The organism is Advenella incenata, from assembly GCF_004217095.1.
Taxonomy (GTDB): Bacteria; Pseudomonadota; Gammaproteobacteria; order Burkholderiales; family Burkholderiaceae_B; genus Advenella; species Advenella incenata.
Genome location: NZ_SHKO01000001.1, coordinates 2,420,333 through 2,438,132, shown reverse-complemented (window position 1 = coordinate 2,438,132; position 17,800 = coordinate 2,420,333). Strand labels below are relative to the sequence as shown.

Here is a 17,800-nt window from a genome sequence, read left to right as displayed (position 1 = left end):
AGTGTTAAGCCTCCGCCGCGCTGCGGCCTTTCTGGGCAAACAGGCCCTGGGGACGTTTCTGAATAAAGGCCACGATCAGCAGCAGGATAACAATCTTCACCAGTACCGCGCCAAGCAACGGTTCGCCAAGCTTGCTGAGCACGCCCAGGCCGAAAGCGCCAAGCACGGTACCGATAAGCTGACCGACGCCGCCGAGCACCACGGCCATGAATGAATCAATCAGATAGGCCTGGCCCAGGTCCGGGCCGACATTGCCGATCTGCGACAGTGCGACACCGCCAAGACCGGCAATGCCCGTTCCCAGTGCAAAGGCGTAAGCATCCACCTTGCGGGTCCGGATGCCTACGCAGGCTGCCATCGTGCGATTCTGGGTACACGCGCGGATGAAAAGCCCCAGGCGAGTGCGGTTCAGGACCAGATACAGGCCGATCACAACTGCAATAGAAAAGGCGAGAATAATGAGTCGGTTGTAGGGAACCACGAAAGCCGGAAGCCATGCCGCAAGAGGTGCAAAGGAGCCGCTCATCCAGATGGGATTGGACACGTCCACATTTTGCGCGCCAAAGATCAGTCGTACCGTCTGCATCATCAGCAGGCTCACGCCAAAAGTGGCCAGCAGGCTTTCCAGGGGGCGACCGTACAGGTGGCGAATAATCAGCCATTCGATCACGATACCCACGGTAGCCGCTGTCAGAAAAGCCACGGGCAGTGCCGCAAGCAGGTAGTAGTCGAACCACTCGGGCATCCAGGTCTGAAAGGCGCGTTGCGTCAGATAAGTGGCGTAGGCGCCCAACATGAGAAATTCGCCATGCGCCATGTTGATCACACCGATCAGGCCGTAAATCACCGCCAGACCCAATGCAGCCAGCACCAGTACACTGCCCAGGCTCAGACCGGTGAAGGCGTTGTTGGCAAGCGCAGAATTGCGTTGCCTTGCATCAATATGGGAAAGCGATTCGGCGGCAGCAACAGAGATCGCACTCTGGGGACGATTTTCTTCGGAAATAACGTTGTTCAATACGGTGCGTGCATACGGCAGATTGACCGACGCCAGCGATTGCACGGCCTGCAGACGCTGCTCGGGCGCTGTGCTAGGATCGGCTGCCGCCGCGAAGGCATGCAGGGTATCGAGCTTTTGTTTCAGCGCAGGATCGGTTTCTGCCTTGAGTGCCTGGTCCAACTGCTGCGCCGACAGGCTGTCCGGGCGACTCAGCATATTGTCAATGGCCATGCGACGGGTTGCCTTGTCCTGGGCGAACAGACTCATTGAGGCCAGCGCATTCTGGATCAGTCGGCGCAGTGCATTGTTCAGTACTGGCTGGCGCGTTGGCTCTGTTGGCGGTGCGACGCTTTTACCCGTCAATGGATCAGTGTAGTTTTGATCGGACTTAATCAGGACACGACCATCAGGCAGGCCCAACAGGGTGCCTTGCGATAAGCTTTGCAGTAGCGGGCGGGCAAGCGCAGGATCGGCATTCACCAGTTTCTCTATGGCCGCTTTGCGCTCCCCATAGGCACCCGAAACAAGTGCGCTCAAATCAGCAGGCATCAACGTGCTGGCATATGCCGAAGTGACAGACACAAGCAGAACGCCGACAACCATGGCCAGTTTGCCAATCCAGTCGCGGACGAGGGAAGGGGTGAGTTTCATGCGGATCTTTCCATTTTTTTGCTGTCGGTTGCATGACCGGCCCATCGGGCCGGTTCATTGCTCGCATTTATTTCACTTCATCAGGTTTTTTTTCATTGCCTGCAATGAATGGGCTCCACGGCTGGGCACGCACCGGCTTCTCTGTTTGCCAGACAATGTCGAATTGCCCATCAGGACGGATTTCTCCAACCATGACTGGTTTGTATAAATGATGGTTGCTGCCCATTTCAACTTCGAAGCCATCCGGGGCCGACACTTTCTGGCCTATCATGGCCGCGCGCACGGCATCCACGTCAGTCTTGCCCGCTTTCTCAACGGCGGCTTTCCACATTTTTAATCCGACAACGGTCGCTTCCATCGGATCATTGGTCAGTGGTTTGTCTGCGCCCGGCAGCTTTTGCGCAGTGGCATAGTCTGCCCATTGTTTTTTAAAGGCCGAGTTTGTTGGATTGTCCACGGACATAAAGTAATTCCACGCGGCCAGGTGACCGACCAACGGTTTGGTGTCGATGCCGCGCAGTTCCTCTTCGCCTACAGAGAACGCGACGACAGGCGTATCAATCGCTTTGACGCCGGCGTTACCAAGTTCCTTATAGAACGGCACATTGGAGTCGCCATTGATGGTGGAGATTACCGCGGCTTTTCCACCCGCAGCAAAACGCTTGATATCATTCACGATGGTTTGATAATCGCTGTGACCGAAGGGGGTGTAGACCTCCTGTATGTCACTATCGGCAACACCCTTGCTATGCAGGAAGCCGCGCAAAATTTTGTTGGTTGTGCGTGGATAGACGTAGTCTGTTCCGAGCAGGAAGAAGCGCTTGTAATCGCCGCCTTCTTCGCTCATCAGATATTCAACGGCAGGAATGGCCTGTTGGTTGGGCGCCGCGCCGGTATAGAAAATATTGCGCGACATTTCTTCGCCTTCATACTGAACCGGGTAGAACAGCAGGCCATTGAGTTCCTCAAAGACCGGCAGCACTGACTTACGCGAGACCGATGTCCAGCAACCGAAAACCGCTGCCACTTTTTCCTGGCTAAGCAATTCCCGTGCTTTTTCTGCGAACAGGGGCCAGTTGGAAGCGGGGTCCACGATGACGGCCTCTACCTTGCGGCCAAGAATGCCGCCTTCTTTATTGATTGCGTCAATTTGCATCAGCGCGACATTTTTCAGCACAGTTTCGGAAATGGCCATCGTGCCGGACAGTGAGTGCAATATGCCGACCTTGATCGGCGGTTTGGATGGATCAATCTGACCCTGGGCCCAGCTGCTGCTGAGTGCGCCAGAGCCAAATGCAAGAGCAAGACTGCACACCATGGTTTTAAGAACATTGCGACGTTTCATTTATTAGCTCCGGAATGAGTAAAGGCAAATTGCATTTGTGAGTAAGCGATAGAGCTAAAGCAATAGTCGTGCCAGCACCCGGATTGCGTTACTGTGGCGGGCCGCGCAAATCAATAAACAGGAACCAGCCTAACTCAATTACGCGCAGCGACAGGCGCACTTATGAGCGGGACAGTGCGGAAACATTGAGCGCGCGTTCAAAGCGCATTGACGGGAACAAAAAGGTGCAGAAGGCTATATCGCCCAGGCGATCGTGAGTTGAATTGGCTTGCGGTTATTCGATATTGGTGCGTAAAAGACCCAAGGTGGCCTTCGGTGCATGATGTCGGTGCGTCAATGCGCTGGATTGGCTCGTTCTAATTTTCAATCGCCGAGCCTGACTGCTTTACCCCGATCAACCAATTCTATAAAATTACTTATAGATATATATTAATAAATAATTGTTATATAACTTCGGTAGCATTACGATCAGGAGTTGAAGATGAACAGAAATCGAAAAAAGCGTAGCGGTATATTTATGCTGGCTATCGTTGGCGCCGGTAGCCTGTTTTGGCTGTCGATAGGTATTGCGACCGCCGATGATGTCACGCAAGGTAAAAGTATCGCAGCCAAAGGCATTACCGGACAGGCGCCCTGTATGGCCTGTCACGGCGCAAATGGCGAGGGTATAGCGGCGGCTGGATTTCCCTTTCTTGCGGGTTTGCCGGCTGCATATCTTGAAGCCCAGCTTGTGGACTTTGCACAAGGCAGACGCAAGCAGGCTGTCATGGAGCCGATCGCCAAGGCGTTGAGCGCCGAGCAGAAAAAGGCCATTGCTGCCTGGTATGCGTCCCTGTCGCCGGTAATCGATCCCGGTCACGCTGTGCAACTGCAGGACAGCTATCCCAAAGGCAAGAAGGGCGCCTGGCTTGCCCAGCGCGGCGACTGGTTGCGCGGGCTGCCAGCCTGTGTGCAGTGTCATGGCCCGGGTGGCATCGGTGTTGCGCCCACTTTCCCTGCGTTGGCGGGTCAGTCTGCCCTGTATATTAAAAATCAATTGCTCGCCTGGAAAACGGGGACACGCGCAGATGACCCGCATGGTCTGATGGCGCATCTGGCGCGCAAGCTGACTGATGAGGAAATCGACGGCGTCAGTACCTATTTTGGAAGCGATATCGGCGCTGTGGCCGCCAGCACGACAACAACACAAAAGCCAGCAAAAGCAGGAGGGCAATAATGAACCGTCTTTTACTCATTCGTACCGCGCATCTTGCGGTTATCACGACAGCGGTGTGCCTGCTCATGCCAATTGGTTCCGTGGCTGCGCCTGCCGTTTCCGGCCAGCCTGCAGATGAACATGCCGCGATTGCCGTTGCGCCTGTGCAAGCCAGCGCACCCGCGTCAACTGGTGCCACCGGGTTTTCGCCACCGACGGCCGATGCGATTCCTGATAACGAGTTTGGAGAGGTTGTTAGAAAAGGGCAGGACTATTTTTTACATACCTCCCGTTTATTGCCGCAGTACACGGGCAATTCACTCAATTGTGTCAATTGTCATATAGATGCAGGACGACGTGCCGACTCGGCGCCCATGTGGGGCGCCTATGTCTTGTATCCTGCGTATCGCCAGAAAAACGGCCGTGTCAATACGCTCGCGGAAAGGCTGCAGGGTTGCTTTCAGTACAGCATGAATGGCAAGGCACCCGCGGCCGACTCCGAGGCGCTTGTCGCGATCTCATCCTATATGTACTGGCTTGCCAGCAAAGCGCCAACCGGCGTCAAACTTGCCGGACAAGGCTATAGGCGTCTGTCTGAACCTGCACAGAAAATGGATTTTGAACGAGGCAAAGCGGTATACGTAGCGCAGTGTGCAGTTTGTCATGGTGCCAACGGAGAAGGGCGCAAGGCGGCCGGCGTGACCGTGTTTCCTGCTTTGTGGGGTGATGACTCGTTTAACTGGGGGGCAGGCATGCATCAGATGCCCAATGCAGCTGCATTTATAAAAGCCAATATGCCGCTTGGAAAAGATAATACCCTGACCGATCAGCAGGCATGGGACGTAGCCTATTTTATGAATTCGCACGAGCGGCCACAGGATCCACGGTTTGCCGGCGACGTGCAGGAAACGCGTGAGCGGTTCCACGCGGCCGATGACAACCTGTATGGCCGAACAATCAATGGCGTGGTACTGGGCGCCCAATCAGTGCCGTCTGGCGGACGGCTACGTGGCCAGGGCTCGGCGGCAGATGTAACTGCCAAGTAAGGCAGCGTGAAGCAGGGACGCGAAATGCTGGAGCGAAAAAGGTGAGTTCGCCAGCCGGCTGCGTGCCCTGTTTTTGGACTGAATCATAACTACACAAACATAAAAAAGGTTCACGGCTTAAGCCGTGAACCTCTGCTGTGCTGCCGTGGTTTTGTGAGCGGGCCCATTGCTGAGCGCCTATACCAGCCAGGCAGATTATTTCCGGGATTTGCCGTGTTTGAAGAGCAGGTAATCGAAGACAAAACCGGAAAATGCAGCAACGGTTGCCACCGCTGCCCAGGATGTATTGCTTAGCACACTCTGGAAGGCAAAAACATAGGCTGCGGTACCAAAAATCATGCCGAACACCGCACGGATGACCAGATAAGCCCAGTTTTCATCGTCGAGCTTGCAATTGCGCTCGGCGCGGGCAAAACGAATATGTTCGTGGTCCAGAAAGCAGGTGGCCACAGATAGCATCGAGCCGATAGCGCCAAAAAACATGGCCGAAAAACTGACAGACCAGGTAATTAACGCGGTGAAAAGCCCGAAAATAATCAGACCGATGACAAAGCCGCCATTGCTGAACAATGATTTGCCAGGTGGTTTGCCAGCAGGCGTCTCGTCAGGGGCGACCTGCGCAGACTCGGACGGATGGGTGCCATAACGGTCAGTGTCAGGCTCATGAATAGGGTCGGACATCGTAAACTCCTTCGATATACTGAAATAACAGACCAAATGCAGATGTAGCAGTTGCGCTCGTCTTACCAAAGCTTACTAAATTACACCAGTTTGGTTTTGCATTCGGACAAACTGGTAATCGGCTAAAATAAAAATATACCAAAAAAGCGTGGCTCATGCCGTCCATAATTTTTTCAAACGCTGGCCGCAAAGCATGTTTTTTTCGATTTTTGGGTAGAATACGAGGTTATTCTTAAATTATTTCATAAGTAAGGTCCACGAATGCAGCCAACGGTTGAAACTCTAGAAGGTCTGGAACGTAAGGTTAATCTGGTAATTTCCATTGACGACGTTGAAAAAGAAGTCAAAACCCAACTCGCCCGCGTTGCCCGCACCGCCAAAGTGCAGGGTTTTCGTCCCGGGAAAGCACCCGTTTCCGTTATTGAGCGCAGTCACGGCCCTGGTGTTCGTTATGACGTGATCAATCAGAAAGTGGGTCAGTTGTTTGACGAAGCCATTCGTGAAGCCAAACTGCGTGTTGCCGGTGCGCCTTCCATTGAGCCCACAGAAGAAAATTCCGCAGAAGGCCAGTTAAGCTTTGCTGCAAAATTCGAAGTTTATCCGGAAGTGTCCGTTCCCGATCTGGCTGCGCTCGAAGTTACGCGCTTTAATGCAGAGGTTGGCGAGCAGGAAGTGAACAATACCATCGATATTCTGCGCAAGCAGCGCGCCACGTTCAGCGCCGACGCCGAACGCGCCGCCGAAAAAGACGACCGTGTAACGGTTGATTTCGTCGGCAAGATCGACGGTGTAGAGTTCGAAGGCGGCAAGGCAGAAGACTTCCCTTTCCAATTGGGCCAGGGCCGTATGCTGCCCGAGTTCGAAGAGGCTGCAAGTGGTCTGAAAGCGGGCGAGAGCAAAACTTTCTCACTGACTTTCCCAGAAGACTATCCTGGTAAAGAAGTGGCAGGCAAGACAGCCGAATTCACGATCACTGTAAAAGAAGTGGCCGTACCGGTCCTGCCTGAAGTCGATAGCGAATTTGCCAAATCACTGGGTCAGCCAGAAGGCGATACCGAAAAACTGCTGTCTGAAGTTCGCAGCAACATTGAGCGCGAAGTTAAAAACCGCACTCAGGCGCGTACCAAAAACAGCGTCATGGACGCACTGGCAAAAGCTGCCAGCTTCGATGTACCCAAATCATTGGTAGACAATGATGTGCAAAGTCGCATTGCAGCCGCCCGTGAAGATCTCAAGCAACGTGGTATGCCCAACGCCGACACGATGGATATTCCAGCCGACGCGTTCAAGTCCGACTCCGAACGCCGTGTTCGCCTGGGTCTGATTGTTGCTGAATTGGTCGACAGCGCCAACCTGCAAGTGACGCCGGAGCAGATTCGTACGCGTATTGAAGAGTTTGCGCAGAACTACGAAAAACCCGAACAGGTCGTTACATATTATCTGACCGATCGTCAGCGCCGTGCAGAAATTGAATCGGTAGTCCTTGAAGATAACGTAGTTGACCATATCTTATCAAAAGCCAAGGTCACTGAAGAAAAAGTGCCGTTTGAAGAATTAATGGGAACTGTATAATGAACCGTTTTACCGACTTTTACGCGTCTGTCCACGGAGATGAGTCTGTGCGCCCCTCGGCGCTGGGCTATATTCCTATGGTTATTGAACAATCCGGGCGCGGAGAGCGGTCTTACGACATATACTCGCGCCTGCTCAAGGAGCGGGTTGTCTTTCTGGTCGGGCAGGTAAACGACCAGACAGCCAATCTTATTGTGGCGCAGATGTTGTTCCTTGAATCGGAGAATCCGGACAAGGACATTTCCCTGTATATTAATTCACCAGGTGGCGCGGTCTATGCTGGGTTGGGAATTTACGACACCATGCAGTTTATCAAACCCGACGTATCAACGATGTGTACCGGGTTTGCTGCCAGCATGGGCGCCTTCCTGCTCAGTTCAGGCGCCAAGGGCAAACGCTTCAGCCTGCCCAATTCACGCATTATGATTCATCAGCCGCTGGGCGGCGCGCAAGGCCAGGCTTCCGATATTGAAATCCAGGCCAAGGAAATCCTGAGTTTGCGCGAGCGGCTCAATCAGATTCTTGCGAAGAACACCGGCCAGCCTATTGAACGGATCCGCGAGCATACTGAGCGCGATAATTATATGGCAGCCGAAGATGCCCAGACTTATGGATTAATTGATAAAGTTCTGGCTACGCGGGCAGACGTTGCATAGTATTTGATATACTGTTTTCAAAGGTTTCGTACGGGTCGACCTTTTAACTAGGGTCGACCTGTTTTTATCGGATTAATCAAATTACAGATATGGCAGATAAACCAAGTTCTACCGACGGCAAAAACCTGCATTGCTCGTTCTGCAACAAGCACCAGAACGAGGTCAAAAAGCTGATCTCGGGTCCTGGGAATATATTCATTTGTGATGAATGTATCGAGCTGTGCAACGAAATCATTCATGATAGTGCGCAGGATGAAGCTCGTGAGGCCATTAAGACAGAGTTGCCTTCGCCTGCCGAAATCAAGTCCTTTCTTGATCAGTATGTTATTGGTCAGAATCAGCCCAAGCGTAATCTGGCAGTAGCGGTGTATAACCACTACAAGCGCATACGCCACAGCGACCTGAACAAGAAAGATGATATCGAACTTGCCAAAAGCAATATCTTGCTGATCGGTCCTACCGGCTCGGGCAAGACGCTGCTCGCACAGACATTGGCCCGCATGCTGGACGTCCCATTCGTCATGGCCGATGCCACGACATTGACCGAAGCCGGTTATGTTGGCGAGGACGTTGAAAACATCGTGCAAAAGCTGCTGCAAAATTGTAATTACGATGTCGACAAGGCACAACGCGCTATTGTTTATATTGACGAAATCGACAAAATTTCGCGCAAGTCCGATAACCCGTCCATTACGCGGGATGTATCAGGAGAGGGCGTACAGCAGGCTTTGCTCAAGCTGATTGAGGGCACGGTTGCTTCAGTGCCGCCACAAGGCGGACGCAAACACCCGAACCAGGATTTCGTTCAGGTTGATACCACCAATATCCTGTTTATTGTTGGCGGTGCATTTGATGGGCTGGATAAGGTTATTCGCAATCGTACCGAAAAATCCGGTATCGGCTTTGGTGCGTCAGTGCAGGGCAAATCTGCGAAGGGCATCGGTGAAGTCTTTGCCGAAGTTGAGCCTGAAGACATCATCAAGTTCGGCTTGATTCCAGAACTGGTAGGACGCCTGCCGGTTGTAGCTACTCTGGAAGAGCTGGATGAAGCTGCGCTTATTACGATTCTGACTGAACCGAAGAACGCGCTGGTCAAGCAATACCAGAAGCTGTTTGCCATGGAAGACGTGGAGCTCGAGGTGCGTCCCGCCGCATTGTCAGCCATTGCCTACAGGGCACTGAAACGCAAAACGGGTGCGCGCGGCCTTCGTTCCATTCTCGAGGCGTCGCTCATGGATACCATGTTTGATTTGCCGTCCCAGAGCAATGTCGTCAAAGTGGTGCTGGACGAATCTGCCATTGAAGGATCGGGTTCCCCGATGCTGGTTTTCGCTGAAGACAAGGAAAACACAGCATCGGAGACGAAAGAGAAAAAGCTCAAAGATGCTGCTGCCTGACGGGGTCAGGTTAGCCTGGGCAGGTCGCGCCAGGGTGCAAGCAGGGGGATCATTTCCCTGCCCAACAATCACAGCGCGACCTGCATAAAAACCGCCGGTATTTAATCCAGGCGACCTTGAAATTGCCCCCAGAGGCTCCATCTACAGCATAATTACTGTAGAAGTACAACGTTTTTCAAGGAATCAGCTTATGTCAGCGAGTCAGATTTTGCCGGCAGAATCAACACAATTGCCATTGTTGCCTCTTCGCGACGTGGTCGTGTTCCCACATATGGTCATTCCGCTATTTGTCGGCAGACACCGGTCCATTCGTGCGCTGGAGCTGGCGATGGAAAATGACAAGCAGATTATGCTTGTTGCGCAAAAATCGGCCAGCAAGGACGAGCCCGGCCCCGATGATATGTATGACATCGGATGTGTGGCGTCAATTTTACAAATGCTCAAACTGCCCGACGGCACTGTCAAGGTGCTGGTCGAGGGGCAGCAGCGCGCGCGCGTAGAAAATATTATCGAAACCGAGTCGCATTTTTCAGCCCAGATTTTGCCCATTGAGCAGAGTGATACGCGCAACTCGGAAGTTGAGGCACTGCGTCGCACCATCATTGCCCAGTTTGATCAGTACGTCAAACTGAACAAGAAAATCCCGCCTGAAATCCTCAGTTCCCTCAATGGTATTGAAGAGATCAGTCGCCTTGCCGATACCATTTCTTCACATTTGCCGCTCAAGCTCGAACAGAAACAGAAGCTGCTCGAGGAGCTGGACGCGTCTGGCCGCCTTGAAGCATTGCTGGCCCAAATCGAAACCGAAATCGATATTCTGCAGGTTGAGAAGCGCATTCGCGGGCGTGTCAAAAAACAGATGGAAAAAAGCCAGCGTGATTACTATCTGAACGAGCAGGTCAAGGCGATTCAGAAAGAACTTGGAGAGGGCGAAGAGGGCGCGGATATTGAAGAGCTCGAAAAGAAAATCGAAGCTGCGCAACTGCCCAAGGAAGCCCGCAAGAAAGTGGACAGCGAGCTGAAAAAACTCAAGCTCATGTCACCTATGTCTGCCGAGGCAACTGTTGTACGCAACTATATTGACACGGTCATCGGGTTGCCCTGGAAGAAAAAAAGCCGTATCAACAATTCGTTGATCAATGCGCAGAAAGTACTGGATAACGACCATTACGGTCTGGAAAAGGTCAAGGAGCGCATTCTTGAGTATCTGGCCGTACAACAGCGGGTGGATAAGGTCAAGGCGCCTATTCTGTGTCTGGTCGGGCCTCCTGGGGTGGGTAAAACCTCGTTGGGGCAATCCATTGCGCGGGCAACCAATCGCAAGTTCACGCGCATGGCGCTGGGCGGCGTGCGTGATGAGGCCGAAATTCGTGGTCACCGACGCACCTATATCGGCGCGCTGCCAGGCAAGATTCTGCAGAATATGAATCGCGTGGGCGTGCGCAATCCCTTGTTCCTGCTTGACGAGATTGACAAGCTGGGCATGGATTTTCGCGGCGATCCAGCCTCGGCTCTGCTTGAGGTGCTTGATCCCGAGCAAAACCATACGTTCCAGGATCACTACGTTGAAGTTGACTACGATTTGTCAGATGTGATGTTCGTGGCCACCAGCAATACACTGAATATCCCGCCGGCGTTGCTCGACAGGATGGAAGTCATTCGCCTGTCGGGTTACACCGAAGACGAAAAAGTGCATATTGCCATGGACCACCTGTTGCCCAAGCTGATGAAGAACAATGGCGTGCGTGATGGTGAGCTGGTTGTCGAAGAATCGGCGCTGCGCGATATCGTGCGTTATTACACGCGTGAAGCCGGGGTGCGGGCGCTGGAGCGCGAAGTCAGCAAGATTTGCCGTAAAGTGATCAAGGAACTGCTTAGCAATACCGTGACTGCCGCCAAGCCGGCTGCCAAGGGTAAAGCAGCTGCCGTGCAAACCATTCATGTGACGGCCGACAATCTGAGCCATTATCTGGGGGTACGCAAGTATTCTTTCGGTATGGCCGAGAAGGACAACCAGATCGGCCAGGTAACCGGGCTGGCCTGGACCGAAGTGGGTGGCGATCTGCTCACCATCGAGGTCGCTGTCGTCTCCGGTAAAGGCAATATCCAGCATACTGGGTTGCTGGGCGATGTGATGAAAGAGTCCATGCAGGCGGCGCGCACGGTGGTGCGCTCACGGGCGCATGCCCTGGGTTTTGCCGATAGTGTCTTTGAGAAAAAGGATATTCATATCCACGTTCCCGAAGGCGCAACACCCAAGGATGGTCCGTCAGCCGGTATCGCCATTACAACGGCACTAGTGTCGGCGCTATCGGGTATTCCGGTAAGGGCAGATGTCGCCATGACGGGTGAAATCACCCTGCGGGGCGAGGTGCTGGCCATTGGTGGGCTGAAGGAAAAGTTGCTTGCAGCTCATCGCGGTGGTATCAAAACCGTGCTGATCCCTGAAGAGAACGTCAAGGATCTCACAGAGATTCCGGATAACGTGAAAAACCATCTGGAAATCATCCCGGTAAAATGGATTGATCGCGTATTGGAAGTAGCTCTGGAGCGACCGCTTACGCCATTGTCCGAGGCAGAAATTGCCAAGCTGGCCGAGGAGGCTGCGGTTTCTGCAGCCAAGCCGCCAGTAGATAATGTCAAATCAGTGAAGCACTGATAACACTGTTGCCTGGCTGAGTTGGTATACCAACCCAGCGACGGCGCCATAAGACAAAAGCCCGGTATATCACCGGGCTTTTGTTCTTGGGCTTACCGTGTGGGTGTAGTGGCAGGATCTGGCAGAATTCCGCACTTATCCGGCTCACTTGCCCAGTCACCGCGGGGCTAGCCAACACCTGGCAACCCCCCGAGATAGGCAATCAGAAACCGAGATCTCTGCGTAACTGCTGTTTCTGGTTGCGCAGCTCCTGAAGACGCTGCTGTTCGTCGTTATTGGCGCCTGGTGCGTTGCCAGTGGCCCCTGGGGTCACCGGTGCAGGAAAGTTCGATACCGGGGCAGGGAAGCTGTCGGAAACATTGCCGTTGTCCATGCCGGAATTGGTCGCGTTGTACATATCCTGGCTTGTTGTGTTTGGCGGCGGCACGCCTTCTGCTCGTGGCGGCGCTGTAGGCACCGGCGGAATGACTGCACGCAGATCGGGATTGCCGCGCGTCGCGGGTCTGGCCAGGCTGGGGGACCTGGCCGGCGCATTGGGCTGACTTGTATTGCTTGGTGCTGTAGTTGTGCTCGTCTCGGGCCTTGGGCTGGCGGGCGCAGGCGTCGGAGCTGGAGCTGGAGCTGGAGCTGCGGTTGGAGCAGCCTGCTGCGGTGTATCGGTTGCAGCTGGTTCATTGCCCGAGGCGGCGGCTGAATTTGCACTATCCTGCGTCGCATTGCTGCGGGTTGGGTCATTGGTCTGGTCGTAGGCTGCCTCTGCCTGCTGTTGATCCTGGGCTACGGGTGGGGCATCGCTGGCCGCTGTGGGTTGCGCAGGCTGGGTCGCATCGGGCGTTGCTGCTTCAATCTGCCCGCTCACGCTGCTGGCGCTGCCGTCGTCTGCGGTGCGATTGACCGGATTGCGAGTGAACGCATCGTACACGGAGGCACCAATGAAGATGAATACGACGATCGCGACAACAGTCAGGATCAGATTGTAGATAAAGGACTTTGACATAAGTTTGGCGTTATCAGTTTCAGGCCGGACAGGATGCCTGCCGGTCCAATTCGGTGACCGTCAGCTTGCGGCTACAGTGTAAGTATATCTTGGCTGACACCGGTGCGAATCAATTGAACAGGCTTTTACCCAAATTGGAAATTCCGTCGAAGAAGCGTTCTATGGTGTTGACGTTCATATCGGCAGTACTGGCCCCAAGAATGATGATTTTTGACTGCTGAGCCGTAGTATTGACCGGTTGCATGGTTCCGGGCGTGGGCGAAGCCGAGGATCCTGTGACATAGGCCAGACGCGAGCGATCAACGCCGCGGCTTATCAGGGCCTTCATGATGGACAGGGCGCGCACTTCCTGCAGTTCCTGGTTGTATTCAGCCGAGCCGGTATTGTCCGATACGCTGTCTACGAGGGCTTTACGTTCCGGGCGGTCGCGCAGCAACTGGCTGACCCTGTCGAAAAAAGGCGCTGATTCAGGCTGTAGCGTGGCCGAGCCGGGCAAAAACAGGTTGCTGTCTTTTGAGGCGATGGCAACGCCGCGCGGATCCTGGCTTATTTGCAGCCCGCTGCGGTCATTGCCGCCCATTGAGGCGCAGGCGGTAAGCAGGGTGAGGGCAAGCAAGGCAAGCGCGTTGCGCAACAGGCGTAATTGAGGCATATTAGCTCCGTTTTATGTGCGATACAGTGAAATTTGGCCACCAGCCTAGCATGGCCCGGGCTAAAAATGATGAACATTAATATACTGCAACAGGTCTTTTTAAGACAACCCGCGGCAATTGGCACCTCAGTAGACGCGCCAATCGAGGCAATGCTGTGTTTTTTCGCTGACATGCACCCCTTGAATTTTTACAAATTGCAGCCATTTATTGGCTATAGGTCCGGGGCTGGTGTAAAATCACGGGGTATTTTACGCAAAGGTGAGACTGTTTAGATGATGTCCGAAGCTTCACGAACCCAGGGCCTGACCACCACCGATACGTGTATCGGTCTACCAGCGCGCTCGTGATTCTTGCCAAACGTATTTTTCAAAAGAACAGCGAACGCGACTTGTGAAGTCGCGTTTTTTTATTCAATTCAAGGCAACAGCATGTTTCAAATTACTTTACCCGATGGTTCCAAGCGCGAGTTTTCCCAACCTGTCCAGGTGGGAGAAATTGCGACGACCATCGCGCCCAGCCTGGGCAAGGCGGCGCTGGCTGGTAAGGTAACAATCAATGGGAGCGAGTCGCAGCTGGTGGATACGTCATTTGTCATTGACAGGGATGCCGATCTTGCCATCGTGACTGCGAAAGACCCGGATGGCCTGGACGTTATTCGTCATTCTACCGCTCACTTGCTGGCCTATGCGGTCAAATCCCTGTTTCCAGATGCGCAAGTCACCATTGGCCCTGTTATCGACAATGGCTTTTATTACGACTTTGCCTACAAACGTCCGTTCACGCCCGAAGATCTTGAAAAAATCGAGAAAAAAATGGCTGAACTTGCCCGAAAGGACGAGAAAGTTGTTCGTGAAGAATGGTCGCGCGACGATGCCGTGGCATTTTTCAAAGAGCAGGGCGAAGCCTACAAAGCCGAAATCATCGCTTCCATTCCGCAGGATCAGAAAATATCCCTGTATCGGGAAGGCGATTTCATCGATCTTTGTCGTGGCCCGCACGTACCCTCTACCGGCAAGCTAAAGGTATTCAAGCTAATGAAAGTGGCCGGCGCCTACTGGCGTGGCGACAGCAAGAACGAAATGCTACAGCGTGTCTATGGCACGGCCTGGGCAACCAAGGAAGAGCAGGCCGCTTATCTGACAATGCTGGAGGAAGCAGAAAAACGCGACCATCGCAGACTGGGCCGTGAACTGGACCTGTTTCATTTCCAGGACGAAGCGCCGGGGCTTATCTTCTGGCACCCCAAGGGTTGGCAGATCTGGCAACAGGTTGAGCAGTACATGCGCGACGTCTATCGGGATAACGGCTACCAGGAAGTGAAGGCGCCGCAAATTCTCGATCTGAGTCTGTGGAAAAAAACTGGCCACTGGGACAATTACAAAGAGAATATGTTCACCACCGAGTCCGAGAACCGTGTTTATGGGCTCAAACCCATGAATTGCCCCGGACACGTGCAAATTTATAATGCCGCGTTGCATTCCTATCGGGAATTGCCTATCCGCTACGGTGAATTCGGCCAATGCCATCGTAATGAGCCCTCTGGTTCATTGCACGGCATGATGCGGGTACGCGGTTTTACGCAGGATGATGGACATATTTTCTGTACGGAAGACCAATTGCTGGCAGAGTGTGCCCAATTCACAACACTATTGCAGAAAGTATACAAGGATTTCGGCTTTGCCGAAGTCCTGTACAAAGTGGCTACCCGACCCGAAAAACGTATCGGCGAGGATGCTGTTTGGGACAAGGCGGAACACGCCCTGATGGAGAGCTTGCGCAGCTCCGGATGCGAGTTTGAAATCTCGCCGGGAGAGGGCGCATTTTACGGTCCCAAAGTGGAATATACGCTTAAGGACGCCATTGGCCGCCACTGGCAATGCGGCACGATCCAGGTAGACTTCTCAATGCCTGTGCGGCTTGGCGCCGAATATGTCGATGCCCACGATCAGCGCAAGACCCCGGTCATGTTGCATCGTGCAATCCTGGGCTCGCTCGAACGCTTCATTGGTATGCTCATTGAAAACCATGCCGGCGCCATGCCTCCCTGGCTGGCTCCCGAGCAGGTGGTGGTTTGCACCATATCCGAATCGTTCTCTGATTACGCCACCGAGGTGGTCACAGAGTTGAAAAAACACGGTTTTCGCGCTTCATCCGATTTGCGCGGGGAAAAAATCACCCGTAAAATCAGAGAAAACAGTATGCAGAAGGTTCCTTACATTCTGGTTGTCGGCGAAAAAGAACGGGACAGCGGTGCTGTCGCAGTTCGTGCCCGCGGCAATCTGGACCTGGGAAGCATGTCTGTAGAAGCATTTATAGAACGCCTGCGTCATGACGTTGCAACACGTCAGGACGTTTCAGCGTAGTTTATTAATTTCAGGAGATCTTAACATCGCAACCGAAAAAACCAATCGTATCAACGCCGAAATCCGTATTCCGGAAGTCCGACTAATCGGCGTAGACGGCGAACAACTGGGTATTGTCAAAACAGTAGAGGCCTTGCGTCTGGCTGAGCAGGAAGGCGTCGATTTAGTTGAAATCGCGCCAAACGCGGAACCGCCCGTATGTCGAATTATGGATTACGGCAAGTTCAAGTATCAGGAACAAAAGCGTCAGCAGGAAGCCAAGGCCAAGCAGAAAATTATTCAGGTCAAGGAAGTCAAATTCCGGCCGGCGACCGACGAAGGTGATTATCAGGTCAAGCTGCGCAATCTGAAGCGTTTTATTGAAGACGGTGACAAGGCCAAGGTTACGCTGCGGTTCCGTGGTCGTGAAATGGCTCACCAGGAATTGGGTATGCGTGTTCTTGAACGGGTTCGTGACGATATGGCAGAGCTGGTTCAGGTTGAAGCCATGCCCAAGCTGGAAGGCCGTCAGATGGTCATGGTTCTGGCGCCCAAGCGCAAGGCTGTGCCCGCCGGCAAGGCCGACGATAAATAAACACGGACTGCCAATACGCTTCCGTCGTCAATGTAGGATGTAAATTAGATGCATGTACTTTTTATCATTGATCCGCTGCCTTTGCTGAAGGCATACAAGGACAGTTCGGTGGCGATGATGCGAGCCCTGCACAAGCGTGGCCATGTCATCAGCGTTGCGCTTCAGTCTGACCTGTATGTTGAACTGGGTCGGGTAAAAGTACGTGCTCAACCGATACAGCTGGATATGACGGCGGATCTTCACGCCCACAGTTGGTGGACGCAGCAAGAGAATGCGGTTGAAACCGAGGTTGGTCATTTCGATGCGGTGCTCATGCGCAAGGACCCACCGTTCGACATGGAATACCTGTATTCGACGCATTTGCTGGAGACAGCACAAAAGCAGGGTGCGCGGGTATTCAATTCGGGTAGCGCCATACGTAATCATCCAGAGAAACTGGCGATTACCGAGTTCTCCGAATTTACGGCGCCCACGCTTATTACAAGCACCATATCGCGCCTGAAGGCGTTTCATGCGTTGCATGGGGATATTATCGTCAAGCCGCTGGATGGTATGGGCGGTACGGGTATTTTCCGAATCATGGAAGCCGATCCGAATGTCAACGCCATTCTGGAAACCCTGACGGTGGACCAGACGCAAACGATCATGGCGCAAAAGTATATTCCCGAAATCGTTCAGGGCGATAAGCGCATTTTGCTGATTGACGGCAAACCGGTGCCCTATGCACTGGCGCGCATACCGCTGGCTGGCGAAACCCGTGGAAATCTGGCAGCTGGCGGGCGCGGGGTTGCCCGCAAGCTGTCCGAGCACGATCTTGCCATTGCAAACCGAATTGGCCCTATACTGCGGGAACGCGGGCTGCTGCTGGTCGGTCTTGATGTGATTGGTGACTATGTCACCGAAATCAACGTGACCAGCCCGACCTGCTTTGTGGAAATCACAGAGCAGACCGATTTTGATGTTGCTGACCATTTTGCTGCTGCGCTCGAGAAAGCTGCTGCAGTCTGAAGG

At 53.5% G+C, this 17,800-nt stretch carries 14 protein-coding genes; 9 read left to right on the top strand and 5 right to left on the bottom strand.

The annotated features are described in order from the left end of the window. Positions 1–4: 4 nt before the first annotated feature. Together urtB and urtA are read right to left on the bottom strand one after the other, a co-directional pair. A complete protein-coding gene (urtB, locus tag EV681_RS11005) occupies positions 5–1,651 on the bottom strand; it encodes an urea ABC transporter permease subunit UrtB (RefSeq protein ID WP_130303934.1) in 1,647 nt (548 codons plus the stop codon). A 67-nt stretch (positions 1,652–1,718) separates the two neighbouring features. Beyond that, positions 1,719–2,996, bottom strand: coding sequence for an urea ABC transporter substrate-binding protein (urtA, locus tag EV681_RS11000; protein WP_130303933.1), 1,278 nt, complete (start codon positions 2,994–2,996; stop codon positions 1,719–1,721). 481 nt (positions 2,997–3,477) lie between these two features. On the opposite strand from urtA, the gene EV681_RS10995 reads away from it, so the two are divergent. After that, positions 3,478–4,212, top strand: coding sequence for a c-type cytochrome (locus tag EV681_RS10995; RefSeq protein WP_130303932.1), 735 nt, complete (start codon positions 3,478–3,480; stop codon positions 4,210–4,212). Next, positions 4,212–5,237: a c-type cytochrome gene (locus EV681_RS10990; RefSeq protein ID WP_242612195.1), complete on the top strand. Its 1,026-nt coding sequence runs from the start codon at positions 4,212–4,214 to the stop codon at positions 5,235–5,237. Before EV681_RS10995 ends, EV681_RS10990 begins: the two co-directional genes overlap by 1 nt. 195 nt (positions 5,238–5,432) lie before the next feature. Here EV681_RS10990 and EV681_RS10985 read toward each other — a convergent pair whose 3' ends face one another. After that, positions 5,433–5,918, bottom strand: coding sequence for a hypothetical protein (locus EV681_RS10985; protein ID WP_130303931.1), 486 nt, complete (start codon positions 5,916–5,918; stop codon positions 5,433–5,435). A 261-nt stretch (positions 5,919–6,179) separates the two neighbouring features. Here EV681_RS10985 and tig point away from each other — a divergent pair, with 261 nt between their 5' ends. From tig to lon, 4 genes are all read left to right on the top strand, one after another. Continuing rightward, complete coding sequence (tig, locus tag EV681_RS10980; RefSeq protein WP_128394059.1) at positions 6,180–7,490, top strand: trigger factor; 1,311 nt, start codon at positions 6,180–6,182, stop codon at positions 7,488–7,490. Then, positions 7,490–8,146: an ATP-dependent Clp endopeptidase proteolytic subunit ClpP gene (gene clpP / locus EV681_RS10975; RefSeq protein ID WP_128394060.1), complete on the top strand. Its 657-nt coding sequence runs from the start codon at positions 7,490–7,492 to the stop codon at positions 8,144–8,146. Before tig ends, clpP begins: the two co-directional genes overlap by 1 nt. Positions 8,147–8,235: 89 nt before the next feature. Next, entirely contained in the window at positions 8,236–9,543 is a 1,308-nt protein-coding gene (gene clpX / locus EV681_RS10970; protein ID WP_128394061.1) for an ATP-dependent Clp protease ATP-binding subunit ClpX, read from the top strand. 190 nt (positions 9,544–9,733) lie between these two features. Next, the gene (gene lon / locus EV681_RS10965) at positions 9,734–12,202 is read left to right on the top strand and encodes an endopeptidase La (protein WP_128394062.1); all 2,469 of its coding nucleotides are present in this window, start codon (positions 9,734–9,736) and stop codon (positions 12,200–12,202) included. Positions 12,203–12,404: 202 nt separating this feature from the next. On the opposite strand, the gene EV681_RS10960 is transcribed toward lon, so the two are convergent. Continuing rightward, positions 12,405–13,199, bottom strand: coding sequence for a hypothetical protein (locus tag EV681_RS10960; protein WP_130303930.1), 795 nt, complete (start codon positions 13,197–13,199; stop codon positions 12,405–12,407). A 109-nt stretch (positions 13,200–13,308) separates the two neighbouring features. Continuing rightward, entirely contained in the window at positions 13,309–13,851 is a 543-nt protein-coding gene (locus tag EV681_RS10955) for an OmpA family protein (RefSeq protein WP_130303929.1), read from the bottom strand. 429 nt (positions 13,852–14,280) lie between these two features. On the opposite strand from EV681_RS10955, the gene thrS reads away from it, so the two are divergent. From thrS to gshB, 3 genes are read left to right on the top strand one after another with little or no spacing between them, the layout of a single operon-like run. After that, a complete protein-coding gene (gene thrS / locus EV681_RS10950; protein WP_130303928.1) occupies positions 14,281–16,215 on the top strand; it encodes a threonine--tRNA ligase in 1,935 nt (644 codons plus the stop codon). Continuing rightward, complete coding sequence (infC, locus tag EV681_RS10945; RefSeq protein ID WP_128394066.1) at positions 16,181–16,789, top strand: translation initiation factor IF-3; 609 nt, start codon at positions 16,181–16,183, stop codon at positions 16,787–16,789. The genes thrS and infC overlap by 35 nt, the downstream gene beginning before the upstream one ends. Before the next feature lie 48 nt (positions 16,790–16,837). Continuing rightward, complete coding sequence (gshB, locus tag EV681_RS10940; RefSeq protein ID WP_128394067.1) at positions 16,838–17,797, top strand: glutathione synthase; 960 nt, start codon at positions 16,838–16,840, stop codon at positions 17,795–17,797. The last annotated feature ends 3 nt before the right edge of the window (positions 17,798–17,800 follow it).

Coding starts and splice junctions, on each gene's coding strand:
- urtB (WP_130303934.1), bottom strand. CDS start 1,651: ATGAAACTCACCCCTTCCCTCGTCCGCGACTGGATTGGCAAACTGGCC.
- urtA (WP_130303933.1), bottom strand. CDS start 2,996: ATGAAACGTCGCAATGTTCTTAAAACCATGGTGTGCAGTCTTGCTCTT.
- EV681_RS10995 (WP_130303932.1), top strand. CDS start 3,478: ATGAACAGAAATCGAAAAAAGCGTAGCGGTATATTTATGCTGGCTATC.
- EV681_RS10990 (WP_242612195.1), top strand. CDS start 4,212: ATGAACCGTCTTTTACTCATTCGTACCGCGCATCTTGCGGTTATCACG.
- EV681_RS10985 (WP_130303931.1), bottom strand. CDS start 5,918: ATGTCCGACCCTATTCATGAGCCTGACACTGACCGTTATGGCACCCAT.
- tig (WP_128394059.1), top strand. CDS start 6,180: ATGCAGCCAACGGTTGAAACTCTAGAAGGTCTGGAACGTAAGGTTAAT.
- clpP (WP_128394060.1), top strand. CDS start 7,490: ATGAACCGTTTTACCGACTTTTACGCGTCTGTCCACGGAGATGAGTCT.
- clpX (WP_128394061.1), top strand. CDS start 8,236: ATGGCAGATAAACCAAGTTCTACCGACGGCAAAAACCTGCATTGCTCG.
- lon (WP_128394062.1), top strand. CDS start 9,734: ATGTCAGCGAGTCAGATTTTGCCGGCAGAATCAACACAATTGCCATTG.
- EV681_RS10960 (WP_130303930.1), bottom strand. CDS start 13,199: ATGTCAAAGTCCTTTATCTACAATCTGATCCTGACTGTTGTCGCGATC.
- EV681_RS10955 (WP_130303929.1), bottom strand. CDS start 13,851: ATGCCTCAATTACGCCTGTTGCGCAACGCGCTTGCCTTGCTTGCCCTC.
- thrS (WP_130303928.1), top strand. CDS start 14,281: ATGTTTCAAATTACTTTACCCGATGGTTCCAAGCGCGAGTTTTCCCAA.
- infC (WP_128394066.1), top strand. CDS start 16,181: ATGACGTTGCAACACGTCAGGACGTTTCAGCGTAGTTTATTAATTTCA.
- gshB (WP_128394067.1), top strand. CDS start 16,838: ATGCATGTACTTTTTATCATTGATCCGCTGCCTTTGCTGAAGGCATAC.